The organism is Fictibacillus solisalsi, assembly GCF_900103485.1.
Taxonomy (GTDB): domain Bacteria; phylum Bacillota; class Bacilli; order Bacillales; family Fictibacillaceae; genus Fictibacillus_C; species Fictibacillus_C solisalsi.
Map to the genome: position 1 here is coordinate 749,767 of NZ_FNHW01000001.1, position 18,510 is coordinate 768,276.

The following is an 18,510-nucleotide window of genomic DNA, read 5'->3' on the forward strand; positions in this document are numbered from 1 at the left end:
ACCGATTTCATAACTGGAATCGGTGTTTTTTTAATTGAAAATTGCTTGGAGGTAACCTAAACTAAAAGAAAAAGGAGTGATGTCATGCTCGTTGCTTATTTGGACAACGGGACCCGAGTCAGTCTGTTAACCGGCTATACAAAAGAAGAGCTAAGAGAAATGCAGCGCAAAAACGGTTTTTACTGTCCGGAGTGCGGCAGCAGGATGCAGATTAAAGCAGGAACCATGAAAATATGGCATTTTTCCCACCATCCCGGTGTAAGTGACTGTTCCCTGTTTAAAGGGGAGTCCATGTATCACCTTCTTGGCAAAAAACTTCTATATGAACAGGCCAGCAGGAAATACTCCGATGTGCTTTTGGAACCGTTCTTTTCAGACATCTCCCAGCGGCCGGATTTTTTTATCCCCACTAACTCTCCTATTGAATTTCAATGCTCAACCATTTCCCCGTCTCTTTTTATAGAAAGATCGAAAGGCTATATCAGCAAGGGAATGGTACCAAAATGGATTTTAGGCAAAAAAAGACTGAAGATTTTGAGCCCGTTTATGTTTCAGCTTTCCTCATTTGATTGGCTTACTGCGAAGTTATCATCGCCACACCTCCCATCCCTGACTTATTTTTGCCCTGAAGAATCAAAAGTGCTTCATTTAGTTTCGATCATTCCAATCACCTCGACTCGTGTTTACGGAACCCTTTTTCAAATTCCACTAGAACAGTATTCTTTCGAAGAATTACAAGCCCCGCAAGCAGAAAAAAACAGCAATCCTCTTTTTCCTGTCAGCTCCTGGCTTCACATGAAAAAACAGTGGAGACTCTACGCCTTTAAACAAAACCACCCAACCTTTTACCATTTAAAAAAGCTATTTCTTCAAAATGGATCCGCCATAGCCTATTTCCCTTCAGAAGCAGGCATGCCCGTATTGGGATCTTACACATTGACCGAGCCTTCTTATGTCTGGCAATCCTACCTTCTGCTTTTAAGCATTATCCCTTTAAAAATGGGGGAGCACATCAGTCTTGGACGAGCCTATAAATCCATTCAATGGCTGATTGAGAAAAAACTGCTGACAATAAGGCAGCTGCCCCTTATTGAAATCCACTATTCGCATGCCGTTTTGAACTACCTCAATCTTTTATGTGCTTACGGTATATTAAAGCCGTCAGGCAAAAATGAATTTATAAAAATTCGTCAGCCTGTATTCCCGGGGACAATGGATAAGGCGTTAAAAAATGATTTTCATATCATGCAGTTCAGTGTAAAACATGGTTTGAATCCACTGTTTTCTGGTAAAATGTAGTTATGCACAATATTACAGTTGGAGGTGCAGCCATATGGCTCAAACAAAATCCAAGTCTCTTCCAAAAAGAGAAGAGCTGCCATTGCAGGATACATGGGATCTCGAAGCGATTTATGCAACCAATGACAAATGGGAAGAGGAATTTAGCGAAGTTAAACGCCTATTGCCTGAAGTGAAGCAATTCCAAGGAAAACTGGGTGAATCAGCAGATACGCTGTTTCAGTTTTTTCAAAAACAGGATGAGCTGACAAAAAAGCTTGGGAAGCTGTATACATACGCCCATATGAGATATGATCAGGATACAACCAACTCATTTTATCAGGGATTGAACGACCGGGCATCCAACCTTGCCACACAGGTGGGAAGTTCATTATCATTTGCCGTGCCGGAAATATTGTCCCTCCCGGAAGAAACGATTGACTCCTATATCAAGGAGAACAAGGATCTAGGGTTGTACAAACATGCTCTTGATGAAATCAACCGCCAAAGACCGCATGTTCTTTCACAAGAGGAGGAAGCACTTCTCGCTGATGTCAGCGAAGTAACGGCAAGCCCGAGTACAACCTTTGGCATGCTGAACAATGCAGATTTAAAGTTTCCAGTGATTAAAGATGAAAATGGCGAAGAAGTTGAAGTAACCCACGGAAGATATATTCGCTTTCTTGAAAGCGGTGACCGCCGTGTAAGGGAAGACGCTTTTAGAGCAGTGTATGGCACGTATGACAAGTTTAAAAACACCTTCGCAAGCACCTTGGCAGGTACTGTGAAAAAAGATAACTTTTTTGCCAGAACAAGAAAGTTTGATTCAGCCAGACAAGCGGCATTGAATGATAACAACATTCCGGAAGAAGTTTATGAGAATTTGGTCCAAACGGTAAATGATCATCTTCATTTGCTTCACCGGTATGTGGATATACGGAAGCGTGCCCTTAATCTGGATGAACTGCATATGTATGACCTGTATACACCGCTTGTCCAGGATGTGAAAATGGATGTAACCTATGAAGAAGCCAAGAAGCTCGTTCTGGAGAGTTTGGAGCCGATGGGTGAAGAATATAAGAACATCGTAAAAGAAGGGTTTGAAAAGCGATGGATTGATGTTCATGAAAACGCTGGTAAGAGGAGCGGTGCCTATTCTTCCGGAGCATATGGAACCATGCCGTACATTCTTCTTAACTGGCAGGACAATGTTAATAATCTTTTTACATTGACTCATGAAATCGGACATTCTGTTCACAGCTATTATACAAGAGAATCACAGCCTTATCCGTACGCTGATTATTCCATCTTTGTAGCGGAAGTGGCATCTACGTGCAATGAAGCCTTACTAAATCACTATATGCTGAACAAAACAAAGGATAAGCAGGAGAAATTGTATTTATTGAATCACCATCTTGAAGGTTTCCGGGGGACCGTCTTCAGGCAAACCATGTTTGCAGAGTTCGAACAGGCGATCCACGTACGCGCTGCGAATGGGGAACCTTTAACACCAGAACTTCTGACTCAGATCTATTATGATTTGAATGTAAAGTACTTTGGAGAGAATGTGGTGATCGACAAGGAGATTGGACTGGAATGGTCCAGAATTCCGCATTTTTATTACAATTTCTATGTGTATCAGTATTCCACAGGATTTAGTGCCGCAGCCTCACTTTCCAAGCAAATCCTGGAAGAAGGCGAAAGCGCGGTTTCCAGGTACATTGACTTCCTGAAAGCAGGATCCTCAAATTATCCAATTGAGGTACTGAAAAAAGCAGGAGTGGATATGACAACTTCCAAACCGGTGGAAGATGCTTTGAAAGTTTTTGAAGAAATTTTGGATGAGATGGAAAGCTTGCTGTTTGAACAATAAAAAGAAAGCTCCTTGCCGGTTACCGGCCTGGAGCTTTCTTTCATTGGTGAAAGAGCTTATTTAATTTATAACGGTAGTTAAGGCATAACATAAACAACAGAATGGTCACAAACAGAATAGGAACCGAAAGAGCAAACGGTATCATTTTCAACAACGACAAAAGAAAGAAATAAAAACCGCCGGCAAGCATGAATGCAGATAAGAGGAATAAAATGAGAAACACGATGAACAACCTCCTTGGAATTATTCTATTTGCATAAAGCAAAAAAAAGACGAACCATATAGGATTCATCTTTTTAAGAAAGGGTATATTTCCAAAAGGTGCCGTGTTTAACGGGCACCTTTTTCACTAGTTGCTGCAAAACCAGTTTCTTCATTGTTGTTTCAACTTCGCTTTCCGACATATTGTAGACGACTGCAAGTTCTTTGGTTGCCACAAAGCGATAAGTTTTCATAAATTCTTCGATCGGTGGAGGTGCACTGGGCTCCGGACGAAAACCCAGCATTTCTTCAATGATGGTCACATAAATGGAATATTGATAGCTTCCTGCTATTTTTAAGCCTTCATCTTCAGCTTTATCGTTAAACATGATCAGTGTGGGTATTTGGTCAATTTCCATCTCGTTGGCAAACTTCCAGTCACAATGCAATGCTTTAATAGCAGATTGTGAATGAATATCCTTCATAAACTCGCAAGCATCCAATCCAACCATTTCAGCAATGGAATAAAGAACGTCTTCTTTTGAGATATTTTGCTTTTGTAAAAATAAATGTTCTCTCAGTGTTCGCAAGAATTTGTTTCCTGACTGTTTGCCTTGAAGCTCCGCTGCCTTGATGGCAAGAAAAACCAGATAAGGTGCGAGAATTGGATCTTCCCGCCATAGATCGCCGTCACAGCTCATGCCTGTTCTGTTGCCAGTTTTATCCCACCTCTCTGCAATACGTTTTGCAGATGCATATCCTTTTTTTCTAAAAGAGTTCAGGGAATCCAACCGGCCGCCGATGATATGCCTTAATGTGAAATATTGGCCGTATTCAACTTGCAGCTTTTTTAATATAGGTTCAAGTGCCCAGCATTCGGGACACAAAGGATCAATAACAGAATAGAGTTCTAATGGTTTATGACAGTTGGAAGCAGCGATATTCCCCTTCTGCTTCGCTTCAAAAGGATACCCGGCTTCAGAAAATGTCAATAGTTATTCTCCTTTCCATGGCTATCATCGGACGTATTTACCATATGATAAGCAGTCATGGTTAGACGGCTGATAATAAAATCCCTTAAAGGGCCTTGCAGGGATACAGAGTCCATCGCTTTTTCCATACAGCCGAGCCAGGCTTTGGCATGGCGATTTGTAATTGGAAAAGGCATATGTCTTGCTCTAAGCATAGGATGCCCATGCTCCATTGTGTATAAAGAGGGACCTCCAAGAAACTGAGTTAAAAATTGTGTTTGTTTACGTGCTGTTTCAGTCAGATCATCTGGAAAAAGCGGAGCCAAAACCTCGTCTTGCTTCACAAAACCATAAAAGTTTGTAACCATTTCCTTTAAAACGGCTTCTCCACCCAAATGTTCATAAGGGGTCATATCCATATCATTCATGGTGAATACTCCTTCAAGCTTATATCAATATAAGAAAAATAACAGGGATGTTTCTGTTCAGATACCATTCATCCTGGAAAATCCGGAAGAAGAGTATTCCCGTTTTTCATTTGTGTAAACTTATTGTAGCAAGGGTATGGCATTCTTAGCAAACAATAGGTCTGAGGACTGTAGTTCACATAAAAAAAACACCCTTTTTAAGGGCGTTTTATACGTTAAGGGCTTGATAAGTATGTAATACTTTGGCCACATAATTTTGAGTTTCTTTAAAGGGAGGTATGCCTCCGTATTTGGCTACGTTTCCCGGGCCGGCATTGTATGCGGCCAGAGCCAATTTTTCATCACCGCGGTACTTGTCGAGCAACTGTTTGATATATTTAATACCGCCTTCAAGGTTGTCTTCAGCATGATATGGATTTCTGACCCCCAGGCCTCTGGCGGTTTCAGGCATAAGCTGCATAAGCCCCATTGCCCCTGCAGGGCTTTTGCTCATGGGGTTAAACCCTGATTCATGCTGTACAATCGATGTAATGAGTGCAGGATTCATATTGTGTTTGGAACTGATTTGATCAATAAGCTGGTGTACATCCTGATGCTGTTTGGAAGCAGGGGGTCGTGTAGCTGGCTTTTCAGGCAACTGCGCCTGCTGTAAAACAGTGGATACATTCATTCTCTCCTGGGATCCCGCCGTTGTCTGCTCGGGCATTATGCCCGCTGCCTCAAAAAGCTGTTCAAGAATCATGGCAAACGGTGAAGATGCAAAAGGGGACTGGATGCCGGCGGCACTTTCTTGCTTAAGGGATTGAAGCTGCAACATCATTCTTATCGCATTAATTTCCATTGATTTCTCTCCTCATCTATAGAACTAATATACCAAATGAGGAAGATATAAACAATTGGCTCTTAATTGTTTTTTGCTTCAAAAAAGCGCTGGATTTTGTTTAATGTGGTACGTTCAGGAATTCTGTAGCTTTTCAAAAGCTCCTTAAAATTCATCTCACCCTGCTTTCTTTCTTTTACCTCGTATTCCAGTTCAAAATCTGTGATGGAAAGGTACTGGTTTTCATCCAGAACCAGGATTCCGTCTTGATAAGGCAATTCTGCACGCTTGGTGGTTAGTGTGCCGAGATAAACAATGTCTTTAGGCTGAATTTCCAACTCCATCAGAATAGAGGGGATATCGCCATTAACCATAGAGTTTTCCTTCATGATTTGATGAAATTCTGACTCTGTCAGGGATTGATGGGTCTCAAGAAGACCGTCAGGATGGGGTTGCTTCAGGGTAAGTATGCGGCTGCCGTTCTTTTCGCGGATACGAAGTGCACATTTATGTTGCTTTAATGAGAAAGTGGGGGTATCGAAATAGTGGTTGATCTGAGTAATGAAAGATTCTTCCTTTAGGGACAGATCGTTCGAAATGCGAAAAAATTCATCAGGAGTCAGTAAATTCTTAAATTCAATTTCAACTTCTTGCTCCATGGCCAGCACTCCTTTTTAGTTGTTTTGCACGAATCTCATTATGACACAGGTCATTTTGATTCTCAAATGACAAAATGTCCACATACTTATGTTAAACTAGATGTAGAATATTTGTTTTTTTAGGAGGTACACATGGCAATCAGACATGACATACAACACGCAGGAACAGGTGAACAGCTTATTCTTCAGATTGATCAGAACGGTGTTTCCCAATGGAAGGATGGGGAAAGGATGCTGGTGGATTCCGATCAGCTGTCCTTTATCTATGTTCTGGAAACGAAGGATGACCTGGTTTATATCGGGCTGCCAGAGCCATTCTGGGGCAAGTTAAGCGAAGCCTTAACAGCCGGACTTCCTGTAGTACTGAAGGAAGCTGGAGGTGAGGAAGCCTTACCACTTGGTGCTCTTCATTCTGAACTGTCTTATCTGATAGAGAACATTAAAGATAACAGTAATTATGGAGAAGAGATGCTGGAAGCAGTAGAAAAAGCGTTTTCGGCTCATATTAAGTAAAGACAGGAAGGTGAATGAGAGTATGGACTGGGAAACCCTTCTCGCACCCTATAAACAAGCTGTTGATGAATTAAAGGTGAAGTTCAGGGGCATTCGCGAACAATATCAAAAAACGATCAAGCAATCTCCGATTGAATTTGTGACTGGAAGGGTAAAGCCTATTAATTCGATCCTCAATAAAGCCTGGCAAAAGAATATTCCGCTGGATAAAATTGAGGAAGAAGTTCAGGACCTGGCGGGATTGCGCATCATGTGCCAGTTTACGGATGATATTAAAAAGGTAATCGACATGCTCAGGAATCGGAAGGATTTTGAGATTGTTGAGGAGCGCGATTACATTACCAATAAAAAACCAAGCGGTTACCGGTCTTATCACCTGGTGATCCGCTACCCTGTACAAACCCTGGATGGAGAAAAGCCTCTTCTTGTAGAAGTGCAAATCCGGACCCTCGCTATGAATTTTTGGGCTACAATTGAACATTCATTAAACTATAAATACCAGGGCCAGATTCCAAAGGATATTCAGCTTCGTCTTCAGCGCGCCGCTGAGGCAGCAGGCCGGCTGGATGAGGAAATGGCTGAAATTAGAGGGGAAGTTCAGGAGGCCCAAATCGTATTTTCAGAACGGACGGACGACGGGCCTGGATCAGCTCCAACTACATAACTTCTTTGAAAGCAGGTGACTCATACGTGAAGTTTGCCATTATTTCAAAAGGCGACCAAAAATCGAATACACTGAAGCAAAAGATCAAAACCTATCTTCAGGAATTTGAATTGCAATACAATGAGATAGAACCAGATATTGTTATAACGGTAGGAGGCGACGGAACCCTTCTCCATGCCTTTCATCATTATGTGCATCGGATTAATGATACAGCATTCGTGGGTATCCATACCGGACACTTGGGTTTTTTCGCGGACTGGGTGCCGGATGAAGTTGAAAAACTGGTGATTCACATTGCCAAAACGCCTTATCAAATCGTGGAGTACCCGCTATTGGAGGTAACTGTTCGATATTTGGACGATGTGGACGAAAAAAGCTATCTCGCATTGAATGAATGTACCGTGAAAAGCGGGGAAGGTTCACTGGTGATGGATGTTGAGATTAAAGGAGATCTGTTTGAAACGTTCAGGGGAGATGGTCTTTGCATTTCCACACCATCTGGCAGTACCGCCTACAATAAGGCTCTTGGCGGGGCGATCATTCATCCATCACTGCCATCCATCCAGCTTTCAGAGATGGCGTCCATCAACAATCGTGTGTTCCGTACCATCGGTTCGCCACTTGTGCTTCCACAGCACCACACCTGCATGCTTAAACCGGTGAATGATGTTGATTTTCATATTACGATTGACCACCTGTTTTTGCTGCAAAAGAAGGTTAAATCCATACAATGCCGGGTGGCCGAGGAAAAAATCCGTTTTGCCCGGTTTCGCCCATTCCCATTCTGGAAACGGGTTAAAGAAGCATTTGTTACCGACTGACAGGAGAACTATGACAACATTTGTAATCAAATGGACGGTGAAGGAACACGAAGCCGGCTTGCTTCGTGAGTTTTTACGGGTCCATAAAAAAATTTCCAAGAGTGCGTTGGCTGATATCAAATTTTCCGGCGGTGAACTTCTTGTGAATGGGAAGCTGTCGACGGTAAGAAAAGCCGTTGCAACAGGAGACGAAATCTCGGTCCGTTTTCCTCCGGAAGAAATCAGTTCCTCGATGGCTCCGCTGCCGATCAACCTTGATATTCTTTTTGAAGATGATCACCTTTTGATCGTGAACAAGTCACCAGGCCTTCCAACGATACCGTCACGTTATCAAACGTATGGATCACTTGCACAGGCCGTTCTTCATTATTATGAAGAAAAAGGAATACAAAGCACGTTTCATGCCATCAACCGCCTTGATAAAGACACCTCGGGGCTGGTGATGATTGCTAAACACAGGTTTGCTCATTCATTATTCTCCATGCAGCAGAGAAACAAAGAAATCAAGCGGACCTATCTTGCCGGTGTTAGAGGAACATTTAACGAAAAAAAGGGTATCATATCTGCTAATATCGCAAGAAATCCGGAAAGCCTCATTGAACGGATGGTCAGTGAGCACGGACAAGTGGCAGTCACCCACTTTCGACTATTGAAGGAATTAGGGCAGAACAGCCTGGTAGCCCTTCAACTGGAAACAGGGAGGACCCATCAAATCCGTGTGCATATGTCACATATTGGTCACCCTTTACTGGGAGATGACTTATACGGAGGGCCGGTGGATGTAATCGGCAGACAGGCGCTTCACAGCTGGAGGGTATCCTTTTATCATCCATTTGAGGAAAAAAAGATGGCTTTAACTGCTCCGTTACCCAATGACTTAAATCGCTTATTTGGTCATGTTGAAGCAGAGGATTGGGGAATAAACGAATATAATTAGTAAAAAAAACAGCCATCTGGCTGTTTTTTTTTCTGTATTTTTACGAAAAAGGGATTTTGTGACGCCTGGGGAGAATATCAACTAAATATGACTTACGAGGAAAATACAAGCTAAAATCAAAATGTTACTGGCCAGAATTTCATATATACTGGCCAACATAATGATCTTACTGCCCGTGCCGCCTTATCCCGGGAAACTGCGGAACTTTTCCTCAACGTAAGGCATGGAAGAGGAGACCGAGACGAGTTCCTTTTCGGGATATCTAAATGCGGTAAGGCAGTTGCCGAACACGCAGCCTGTATCTATATTAATGGTGTTATTCAACTCCCTGGGTTCTTGGACGGGCGTATGTCCATAAACAATATAGGCTTTTCCAGAATATTTAGAGGCCCAGTCCCGGCGTACCGGTGTGCCGTCTGGATTCATTTTTCCGGTAATATCACCGTAAAGGACAAAGGTTTTCACCTGCTTGCCTTGTTTACCGATCAGGTCCTCTCGAATCCCGGCATGTGCGACCACAAGTTTGCCGCCATCAAGAACGAGATACAGCGGGGCATTTTCATAAAGGGAAATAAAATGCTCTTTGACCTTTTTGTATTGAGGGCGGCTGAGATCCTGGATCTCAGCTACCGTCGTTTCCAGTCCGTAATTAATCGTCACGTTACGGCCAATCAGGTAACGATACAGTTTGTTGCAATGGTTACCCGGTGTATACAATGCTTTATCAGCCGACACCAGTTCATAAACGTGTTCCATCATTTTCACCGACTCTGGGCCGCGGTCTGTTAAATCTCCAAGGAAGACAAGCTTACGGCCAGAATGAACCGGAAGATCTTCTTTCCACTCATATCCAAGTCTTTCTGTCAGCTGCACATACTCATCCCAGCAGCCATGTATATCACCTATAATGTCATATTTCATTTCATTCACCGTCCTTGATGGTTATTACTATAACCCCAAATCACTAAAAAAAACACCTGCATAGCAGGTGTTTATTCGAACATGTATTTTCTTGTTCTTGACCTTACATTAAGGACAAGACCAAAGGCAATCATCTGGGCGAGAACCGAGCTTCCTCCATAACTGATGAAGGGGAGAGGAATCCCTGTAATCGGCATTACCTGGATGTTCATTCCGATGTTCTGGAATACCTGGAAGGTGATCATTCCGATGACACCCGCACAGAGGTAGCTGCCGAATGCTTCATTGCTTTCCAATGCCGTGTTGATCATGCGGTACACGAATAAAAAGAACAAAGAGATCAGGACGCTTGTACCGATAAAGCCCCATTCTTCGCCAATCATGGAAAAGATAAAGTCGGTATGCGCTTCTGGAAAATACACGGAACCATTAGTAAAACCTTTACCAAAAAGCTGGCCTGATCCGACAGCCATAAGCGCATTACGTATTTGGTATCCTGTGTCCTTATGACCGTATGGATCCAGCCATGCGTAAAATCGCTGAAGCTGGTACTCATCCAAAATATAATCAAGAAAGAACTGAGGAAATGTAAAGTAAAGCCATACCAGCAGGCTGATAAAAAGAATCCCGATCAGGGCAATGATCGATAATAGCCTCCATCTGATACCTGAAACCAGCATCAAGCTGAGCGTGATCGCGACGAGCACCAAACCTGTACCTAAATCCGGCTGCATCAAAATCAGCAGCATGGGGGGCATGACAATCAATGCGATTTTTCCTATCAGGAGTAAATCCTCACGAAGGGTGCGCACAATATACTTTTCATTGTGTGTTGCGATGCAATTACTGATCGAAATGATCAACGCTACTTTCATCAATTCTGAAGGCTGAAGGGCAAAAGGGCCAAAGCGGAACCATGCCCGTGCACCATTAATGTTTGGAACAATGGATTCAGGTGCAACGATTATACCAATTAAGAGCACGATACCAAGTCCATATAAATACCATGAAAGTTTTCTAAACTGATCAAAATCAAGAATCATGACGCCAACGACAGCGAAACCGCCGATGGCATACCACATAATTTGTTTGATCACAAAGTTCGAATCATATTGAGCAACCTGTTGAGCACTGTAAATACCCAAGCAGCTCACACACATCAATAAAAACAACAAAAATATTAAATTATAATCAAGCTGCTGCAGCGGGGACTGCCTGTTAGTTTCCATTGCATTCATACTCCTTATTTCGATAACATGTTCTATCTTACCGAAATTTTTCAGGTTTGCATACTAATAAGAAGAGATTTAATTTGACAATTCCTTTACTTCTTCATTATAGTGGACAAAATCAAATGGTGCATACTAAAGTAAGAATGGTTTTCATAAATTTCATCTTGGGTAATAAGAGTTAATGGAAAAAAGGAGGTAGCTATGGGAGGCCATGCTTCAATCACATCACTCGTAATTGTTATTTTAACTGCATTTTTCATACCAATCATTCTCAGCAAACTGAAGATCAAGTTTTTACCGGTTGTGGTAGCGGAGATTATTGCCGGAATCATCATTGGAAAAAGCGGATTTGACATCGTTCATGCTGGAACATGGCTCGATATTCTTTCTGTGCTCGGCTTCATCTTTTTGATGTTCTTAAGCGGACTTGAAATTGATTTCTCTGTATTTGCGCCAAGCTCAGAAAAGAAAAAGCTGCCAAACGGTAAACGTGAACCGAACCGGCTCACAATTTCTACCCTTATATTTGCTTTGATTTTTATCGTTTCCTTCGGATTGTCCTTAATTTTTGTCTGGACAGGGTTTACGGACGATGCCTTTTTCATGACGCTGATCATTTCAACCATTTCACTGGGGGTGGTTGTGCCGACACTAAAGGAAGAGGAATTGTCACGCACCGGCATCGGTCAAATCATTCTCCTGATCGCGGTTATTGCCGACTTGGTGACGATGATTCTGCTTGCAGTCTTTGTATCCCTTCAATCAGGAGACAGCGCACAGATGTGGCTGCTGCTTATTCTTTTTGGGGCAGGAATTGTTCTATATTTTGTCGGAAAATACATGCGTCATCACACGTTCCTTGAGACGATGTCCAAAGGAACGGTGCAAATTGACACTAGGGCTGTTTTTACACTCATTATTGTACTCGTAGGGGTATCCGAATCCGTAGGTGCAGAGAATATATTAGGTGCCTTTTTAGCAGGAGTACTTGTTTCCTTGCTTTCACCGAACCAACATATGGTTCACAAACTGGACTCATTTGGCTATGGGTTTTTGATACCGATCTTTTTTGTCATGGTCGGTGTGGACTTGGATTTAAACTCGATTATCAAAGATCCTAAGGCACTGATTCTTATTCCACTGCTGCTGATTGGCTTATTGATCTCAAAATTCATTCCAATTCTGCTGTTGAGGAAATGGTACGACTGGAAGACGGTGCTTGCTTCTGGTTTCCTTTTGACCTCGACTCTCTCATTGGTCATTGCTGCTGCTAAGATCGGGGAACGGATCAAGGTTATTGATACAAGAACTTCATCAGCCCTCATCCTGACGGCGGTCATCAGCTGTATCATTACACCGGTGTTTTTTAAAAAACTGCTTCCACGGAAGAACAACGAAACGCCGAAAGAAGTTCTTGCCATTATCGGAGCGAACCAATTTACGCTTCCTGTGACCAAAGAACTGGACAGCAGCCGTTATGAAAAAAAGATTTATCATACCAAGCAGGTAGAGAAGGATCCTAAACAGCTTGAGACCTTTGATATCATTGAACTGGAGAATTATTCGATAGAAACATTAAAAGGATGCGGTGTGTTTGAGTCCGATATTCTCGTTGTCGCAACCGGGGAAGATGGCGTAAACGAAGCGATCGCCCAGGAAGCGAGTGACCATGGAATCAGGAGGGTGATTACCCGAATAGAAGATCCGGTCAAAAGGGAAGAGCTGTCCAATAAAAACATCGAAGTATATTCCGCCTTCTTCAGTTCGCAGGTTTTATTGAAAATGATGATAGAAAATCCTTCGGTTGCGAGTTTCCTTTCACGCAATGATAATTCCCTTTATGATATTCCGGTTAAAAATATGGATTATCATAAAACAGCCCTTCGTAATTTCCCGCATTTCGGTGATGCTATTATTGTGCGCATCTTCCGGGGCAAGGACTCTATCGTGCCGCACGGTGACACAGAGATCCTTTTCGGCGATAAATTGATAGTGACTGGAAGTCGGGATCATATCAAGCAATTAAAAAGGGTATTGCGATAAAACAAAACGCAGTAAAAGCTTACGAATTGACTTAAGCTTTTTTCTGCGTTTTTTCTATTGAAATCTGTTCATACTATTGAAAAAGGAGTGATATACATGACCATGCCTACTGTTCGCTGTCCCCGTTGCCACAGAGAGGCAGAAATCGACACCGTTCTGACAGCTCAGTCCAATCAAAATGTGATTTTTCATTGTTCAGGATGCGGGTATGAAGCAAGAAACATAGAAACCAGCAAAGGCTAAAGCGTAATGAAAGAGGATCGGTATTTCCTTTCTTTTAAAATCTGTTATACTAATATTAGGACTAGGTACTAATAACAAATGCTAAATAAAGGTCTAAGGAGGAAATACAAAATGAACCTTTCACTTGAAAATCGTACATATGTGGTCATGGGTGTGGCCAATAAACGCAGCATCGCCTGGGGGATCGCCCAAGCTCTATCCAATGCAGGTGCACGCCTGATCTTCACTTATGCTGGAGAACGCCTGGAGAAGAATGTAAGAGATCTTGCCGAAAGCTTGGAACGCAAAGATTCCATCGTCCTGCCATGTGACATTACAAATGATGAGGAAATTAAATCTACTTTTGAACAAATCAAAAGTGAAGTAGGCGTCATCCATGGACTGGCCCACTGTATTGCTTTCGCGAATACCGATGAATTAAAAGGGGAGTATTTGAATACCACACGAGAAGGATTCCTTCTTGCACACAACATTTCATCTTATTCATTGACGGCTGTTGCCAAAGAAGCACGCGGACTGATGACAGAAGGAGGAAGCATCGTAACGCTTACGTATCTTGGAGGAGAGCGTGTTCTCCAAAATTACAACGTTATGGGTGTAGCCAAAGCTTCCCTTGATGCGAGCGTGAAATATCTTGCTAATGACCTGGGCAAAGATAATATTCGCGTAAATGCCATATCCGCGGGACCAATCCGTACACTCGCGGCAAAAGGAATTGGCGACTTCAACAGCATTTTGAAACAAATTGAAGAAAAAGCGCCACTCCGCCGCAACACAACACCAGAAGAAGTCGGCGATACCGCACTCTTCCTAATGAGTCATCTTTCAAGAGGCATCACAGGGGAAACGATTCATGTGGACAGTGGGTACAGCATTTTAGGAAACTAATCCTTGTCATATCTGAATATTTTATTTTTCTGAGTGACAGCCTAGATAAGCGTTTTAAAAAATCGGTACAGATGCAGAAATATCTTTCACATTTGTGATAATAATTAATCCGCCAGCCAGTATATTGGCTGGTATTTTTTATGATGAATCCTGCAAAAGAAAGGATAGTTCATAGAAGATCTATCGTAGCCGATCATCAAATGGCAAATTCACTGAAATTTACAGAGCCGATGGATTTTCTTGGCTCCATTTCCTTTGATAACAGGACCGGGGTTATGATCGGTTCCTTCCTCCTCCACCAATGGCATCCAATAAACAGGCAAGAATCCGACAGGTATAATAAAGCTTTGGTTTTGATTTGTTTTTCTCTGTACTATTAAAAGAAACTGATTTGACTAGTCAAATCAGTTTCTGGTTGTATTAAGCTACTACCACTCGGAAGCCTTCGATTTTTCGGCAGTCCAAAATTAATGGATTGTTTCCGTCAGCAAATTCTACACAACAATTTTCTGAGTCACCACAACCGCCTATAAAAATTAAATTAGCAAATTCCAAGCCACTTAATATTACATCAACTGTTGTACCACTTGCTAGTTTTCGAAGCCGCTTGCATATGCAACTGTCACAATGATTCTTTCCCATATTTACTCGCTCTCCTTAAATATAAATTCCCCTGAAAAAAATCAGGTTTCTATACTATATTGATGTGGACAAACTTTTGCATATGTTATCTCCTATTTTTTACAAAATGGGGCTGTAACTCATAGTTTTTCCTGGAGTATTAATGGTTCGTCCAAACCAATTCCTATTTTTTTCATATATAAATAAAAGAGAGATTTAAAGGCTCTCACTATCAAGGAAAAGAGGTAGGGAAATGGCAGCAAGCACACGAATGGCACGTTTTAGACAGTTAAAAGGAGTTCTCCTAACTGAGCTTATTTGTACGTCTGGCGTTTCGTTTTTAAATGTGGTCGTTACTGAAGTCGGAAGACAATACATTGTTGTCACGCAGGAAGGTTCCGGTGGCGCTGGTACCTTTGTTGTTAACATTGATAATGTTGTTGCGGCAAATATGTGACCAAATGACTCCAACTCTGTTGGAGTCTTTCTACGGATTAAAGAATGAGGAGGAATTAAAACGCTAAAGGTATTGTTTATTACAAAGAATCATGAACATTATATTGAAAAAAGCAGTTTCTATTTACAAGAAGAACTGGCCAGGAAGTGCCATCTGGCTGTCTGGGAATTTGATGGCAAATTATCAGACATTCTCCTTCAGCTTCCGTTTCAGCCTGATTTTATTCTTGTCAATGATCTAAAGCCGGATTATAGTCCGCTCATATGGGGATTAAAAGAATCTCCTGTACCGTATGGAATCATCTTCCACGATTTGCAATACAAGATCTACCGCAGAAAACAATTTATTGAAAAGGAAAACATTCGAACCATTTTTTCAGTATACCGTGATCCGTTCAAAAAATGGTATCCGGAATACACGGATCGAATGATTTGGCTCCCGCATCATGTAAATATAAACATTTATAAAGATTATCAACTGCCTAAAGAAATTTCCTGGCTTATGGCAGGATCTTTAAATCCTCATTTATATCCTTTTCGCACCCTGATGCATCATTTCTTAAAGAATGAGAAAGCGTTTGTCAGTTATGCCCATCCTGGATACCGTAATGTTATTGATGAGAATGGCTGGCTGCTTGGTGAACGTTACGCGAAGGAAATTAACCGTTCAAAGATGCTGCTTACCTGTGATTCTGTTTATCGATTTCCAGTTTTAAAGTACTTTGAGGCAGCGGCATGCAAAACGTTGGTTCTTGGTCCTTCCTCAAAAGAACTTGAAGCTCTTGGTTTTATTGACGGACAGACGTTCATTTCAGTATCAGAACATGATTTTAAAGAAAAGTCCATGTATTATCTTAACGATAAGGAAGCGAGAGAAAGCATTGCCGAGAAAGGATACAACATGGTAAGAGAAAGGCACTCGACAGAAGTTCGTGTCCACCAGTTATTAACATATATTGAGGAAATTGTGAGGCGATCCAATGGTTAAAAAGGTTTCAATTATTATCCCTTTTTATAACTGTCCATACGTTGGCCAGGCTATAGAAAGTGCAATAAACCAAACACACCAGTCGGTAGAAGTGATCGTGGTGAATGATGGTTCAACAAAATATACAGAAGGGATTTCACCTTATCTAGATCGGATTATTTATATCGAAAAACCAAACGGAGGTACAGCAAGCGCTTTAAACAAAGGGATTCAAAACATGACCGGTGACTATTTCTGCTGGTTGAGCTCAGATGATGTTTTTTATACCGAAAAAGCAGAAGTTCAATTAAAGAAAATGAATGAGATGAACTCACCTGTAAGCTATACCAATTACTATCCAATAGACGAAAATGGGGAAATATTCGCTCCTCTTCAAGGGGTTTATGTTGAAGGACGTATTCCATTTCTTCAAAGGATGCAAATTGGAAATATCATTAACGGCTGTTCCGTCATGATTGACCGAAATATTTTTAAAGAAATTGGTATGTTTGATGAGAGTCTTCCATTTACTCACGATTATGATCTCTGGCTGCGCATCTTGCATAAATATGAATTCCTTTATATACCAGAGCCATTATTAAATTATCGGGTACATCAGGAGATGGGTACTAAAAAGCATGCACATGAGATTAGTGCAGAAATAAGAAAAGTACAGCAGCGGCATTCCGCATCGATGAAACTCTTATTTTCTCTGGAAGAAAGATATTCAGGAGCGATTAAAATACGTCCACAGCCGATTAATAGGCGGATTTATTAACACGAAGGAGCGTGTCCATAATGAAAAAGAAAAATATAGTCTTTCATGAAACATTGATCACAAAAAAAAGACCGTCGCATGTTTCATGGACACCACTCAGTGATATTATGGATGACGGAGCTTTCAGGATCAGGGAAATCCACCATTGCCCATACTATGGAAAAAAGAGAGCTGTTCACCCTTGTTGATTAGACGTCATCAATATCAAAAAACTCCCGGCGATTGTAAATTAACTATTTTATGCATTACCCGGGATCGTTCACAGCAGATGGAAAAAAGCAGCTATTATCTTATGGAAGAGTTAAAAAAACATTGTAACCTTGTTATGTGGACAGAAAACGGCCATATTCAAAGGATTTTATCACACCTTTCAATTACCCCTGATTTTATATTGATGAATGACTTTCTCGATCCCCGATTGTGTCCTTCTATACACGGTTTAAACAGTGTAGATATCCCTAAAGGCATGATTTACCATGATATTTCATATGAGTTGGAAATCCGGAAACGATACGCAATAACAGAAAGAATTGACTGCGTTTTTACTCATTACCGTGACGCCTTTCTCAAATGGTATCCTGAGTTATCCGAACGAATGATTTGGCTTCCTCATCATGCCAACCCGGATGTGTACAAAGATTATCATCTGCCAAAAACGATTAACTGGCTGATTATGGGAGCGTTATTGCCCCACATCTATCCTCTAAGAGTCATAATGTTAAATACGATGAAAAACTATCCCGGTTTTGTCCATCATGGCCATCCTGGTTATACCACAGTACAAAATATAGCTAATGGAACATTAATTGGAGAAGAGTATGCGAAGGAAATCAACCGTTCGAAAATCTTTTTAACTTGTAATTCAGTTTACGAGTATACCTTAATGAAATATTTTGAAGTCATGGCGTGCAAATCATTGCTGCTAGCACCTGAGAGCAAGGAAACGGCCGATCTTGGAATGATTAATGGTGTTCATTTTGTAGCCGTCGACCGCTATGATTTTTTGGAAAAAGCTCAATATTATTTAGCCAACGATGAAGAACGTGAACACATTATAAATAACGGTTATCAATTGGTTATGGCCGCCCACACAACTCAAATGCGGGCTTTGGAGCTTATTTCACACATAGAAAAAATGATTAAAAAAAATGTTTAGCAGATTTTTAGACTTCCATGAGACTTGTCTATTCATTTTC

The 18,510-nt window shown here is 41.5% G+C and carries 20 protein-coding genes and 1 pseudogene; 14 read left to right on the top strand and 7 right to left on the bottom strand.

All coding sequences use genetic code 11. The features are described from left to right. Positions 1 to 84 precede the first annotated feature (84 nt). Both BLT53_RS03885 and pepF read left to right on the top strand, forming a co-directional pair. The gene (locus BLT53_RS03885; RefSeq protein ID WP_090232918.1) at positions 85 to 1,299 is read left to right on the top strand and encodes a competence protein CoiA; all 1,215 of its coding nucleotides are present in this window, start codon (positions 85 to 87) and stop codon (positions 1,297 to 1,299) included. Between the two features lie 34 nt (positions 1,300 to 1,333). After that, complete coding sequence (gene pepF / locus BLT53_RS03890) at positions 1,334 to 3,151, top strand: oligoendopeptidase F (protein WP_090232920.1); 1,818 nt, start codon at positions 1,334 to 1,336, stop codon at positions 3,149 to 3,151. Positions 3,152 to 3,447: 296 nt separating this feature from the next. On the opposite strand, the gene BLT53_RS03900 is transcribed toward pepF, so the two are convergent. The 4 genes from BLT53_RS03900 to BLT53_RS03915 all read right to left on the bottom strand — a co-directional run bounded on the left by BLT53_RS03900 (position 3,448) and on the right by BLT53_RS03915 (position 6,230). Beyond that, the gene (locus BLT53_RS03900; protein WP_170834392.1) at positions 3,448 to 4,293 is read right to left on the bottom strand and encodes a ClpXP adapter SpxH family protein; all 846 of its coding nucleotides are present in this window, start codon (positions 4,291 to 4,293) and stop codon (positions 3,448 to 3,450) included. A gap of 47 nt (positions 4,294 to 4,340) precedes the next feature. Continuing rightward, positions 4,341 to 4,751 (bottom strand): globin domain-containing protein, encoded by a 411-nt coding sequence (locus BLT53_RS03905; RefSeq protein ID WP_170834222.1) that lies wholly within the window; start codon positions 4,749 to 4,751, stop codon positions 4,341 to 4,343. A gap of 208 nt (positions 4,752 to 4,959) precedes the next feature. Continuing rightward, positions 4,960 to 5,592 (bottom strand): lytic transglycosylase domain-containing protein, encoded by a 633-nt coding sequence (locus BLT53_RS25585; protein WP_090232925.1) that lies wholly within the window; start codon positions 5,590 to 5,592, stop codon positions 4,960 to 4,962. A 62-nt stretch (positions 5,593 to 5,654) separates the two neighbouring features. Continuing rightward, the gene (locus BLT53_RS03915) at positions 5,655 to 6,230 is read right to left on the bottom strand and encodes a CYTH domain-containing protein (RefSeq protein ID WP_090232927.1); all 576 of its coding nucleotides are present in this window, start codon (positions 6,228 to 6,230) and stop codon (positions 5,655 to 5,657) included. A 132-nt stretch (positions 6,231 to 6,362) separates the two neighbouring features. Between BLT53_RS03915 and BLT53_RS03920 the strand changes: the two genes are divergently transcribed. From BLT53_RS03920 to BLT53_RS03935, 4 genes are read left to right on the top strand one after another with little or no spacing between them, the layout of a single operon-like run. Further along, positions 6,363 to 6,743: a UPF0738 family protein gene (locus BLT53_RS03920; protein ID WP_090232929.1), complete on the top strand. Its 381-nt coding sequence runs from the start codon at positions 6,363 to 6,365 to the stop codon at positions 6,741 to 6,743. A gap of 22 nt (positions 6,744 to 6,765) precedes the next feature. Further along, positions 6,766 to 7,407, top strand: a complete 642-nt coding sequence (gene yjbM / locus BLT53_RS03925) for a GTP diphosphokinase (protein WP_090232930.1) — start codon at positions 6,766 to 6,768, stop codon at positions 7,405 to 7,407. Between the two features lie 26 nt (positions 7,408 to 7,433). Then, entirely contained in the window at positions 7,434 to 8,228 is a 795-nt protein-coding gene (locus tag BLT53_RS03930) for an NAD kinase (protein ID WP_170834223.1), read from the top strand. A gap of 10 nt (positions 8,229 to 8,238) precedes the next feature. Next, on the top strand, positions 8,239 to 9,165 hold the full coding sequence (locus BLT53_RS03935; RefSeq protein WP_090232933.1) for an RluA family pseudouridine synthase: 927 nt from the start codon (positions 8,239 to 8,241) through the stop codon (positions 9,163 to 9,165). Between the two features lie 183 nt (positions 9,166 to 9,348). On the opposite strand, the gene prpE is transcribed toward BLT53_RS03935, so the two are convergent. Together prpE and BLT53_RS03945 are read right to left on the bottom strand one after the other, a co-directional pair. Next, entirely contained in the window at positions 9,349 to 10,086 is a 738-nt protein-coding gene (gene prpE, locus BLT53_RS03940; RefSeq protein ID WP_090232935.1) for a bis(5'-nucleosyl)-tetraphosphatase PrpE, read from the bottom strand. A gap of 71 nt (positions 10,087 to 10,157) precedes the next feature. After that, complete coding sequence (locus BLT53_RS03945) at positions 10,158 to 11,315, bottom strand: FtsW/RodA/SpoVE family cell cycle protein (RefSeq protein WP_090232937.1); 1,158 nt, start codon at positions 11,313 to 11,315, stop codon at positions 10,158 to 10,160. A gap of 204 nt (positions 11,316 to 11,519) precedes the next feature. On the opposite strand from BLT53_RS03945, the gene BLT53_RS03950 reads away from it, so the two are divergent. The 3 genes from BLT53_RS03950 (at position 11,520) to fabI (ending at position 14,492) form a co-directional block, all read left to right on the top strand. Then, positions 11,520 to 13,361, top strand: coding sequence for a monovalent cation:proton antiporter family protein (locus BLT53_RS03950; RefSeq protein WP_090232938.1), 1,842 nt, complete (start codon positions 11,520 to 11,522; stop codon positions 13,359 to 13,361). Positions 13,362 to 13,457: 96 nt separating this feature from the next. Then, the gene (locus tag BLT53_RS24920; RefSeq protein WP_090232940.1) at positions 13,458 to 13,604 is read left to right on the top strand and encodes a hypothetical protein; all 147 of its coding nucleotides are present in this window, start codon (positions 13,458 to 13,460) and stop codon (positions 13,602 to 13,604) included. A 111-nt stretch (positions 13,605 to 13,715) separates the two neighbouring features. Beyond that, the gene (fabI, locus tag BLT53_RS03960; RefSeq protein ID WP_090232942.1) at positions 13,716 to 14,492 is read left to right on the top strand and encodes an enoyl-ACP reductase FabI; all 777 of its coding nucleotides are present in this window, start codon (positions 13,716 to 13,718) and stop codon (positions 14,490 to 14,492) included. Between the two features lie 420 nt (positions 14,493 to 14,912). On the opposite strand, the gene BLT53_RS03970 is transcribed toward fabI, so the two are convergent. Continuing rightward, entirely contained in the window at positions 14,913 to 15,134 is a 222-nt protein-coding gene (locus BLT53_RS03970) for a hypothetical protein (protein ID WP_090232945.1), read from the bottom strand. Positions 15,135 to 15,366: 232 nt separating this feature from the next. On the opposite strand from BLT53_RS03970, the gene BLT53_RS03975 reads away from it, so the two are divergent. The 5 genes and pseudogenes from BLT53_RS03975 to BLT53_RS03990 all read left to right on the top strand — a co-directional run bounded on the left by BLT53_RS03975 (position 15,367) and on the right by BLT53_RS03990 (position 18,470). Next, positions 15,367 to 15,570, top strand: a complete 204-nt coding sequence (locus tag BLT53_RS03975) for a hypothetical protein (RefSeq protein ID WP_090232946.1) — start codon at positions 15,367 to 15,369, stop codon at positions 15,568 to 15,570. 72 nt (positions 15,571 to 15,642) lie between these two features. Further along, complete coding sequence (locus BLT53_RS03980; RefSeq protein WP_090232948.1) at positions 15,643 to 16,557, top strand: glycosyltransferase family protein; 915 nt, start codon at positions 15,643 to 15,645, stop codon at positions 16,555 to 16,557. Next, positions 16,550 to 17,314 (top strand): glycosyltransferase, encoded by a 765-nt coding sequence (locus tag BLT53_RS03985; RefSeq protein WP_090232949.1) that lies wholly within the window; start codon positions 16,550 to 16,552, stop codon positions 17,312 to 17,314. Before BLT53_RS03980 ends, BLT53_RS03985 begins: the two co-directional genes overlap by 8 nt. A 20-nt stretch (positions 17,315 to 17,334) precedes the next feature. After that, a pseudogene (locus BLT53_RS24635) lies at positions 17,335 to 17,497 on the top strand (adenylyl-sulfate kinase); the annotation flags it as partial. A gap of 109 nt (positions 17,498 to 17,606) precedes the next feature. Continuing rightward, positions 17,607 to 18,470 (top strand): glycosyltransferase family protein, encoded by an 864-nt coding sequence (locus tag BLT53_RS03990; protein WP_170834224.1) that lies wholly within the window; start codon positions 17,607 to 17,609, stop codon positions 18,468 to 18,470. Positions 18,471 to 18,510: the final 40 nt, after the last annotated feature.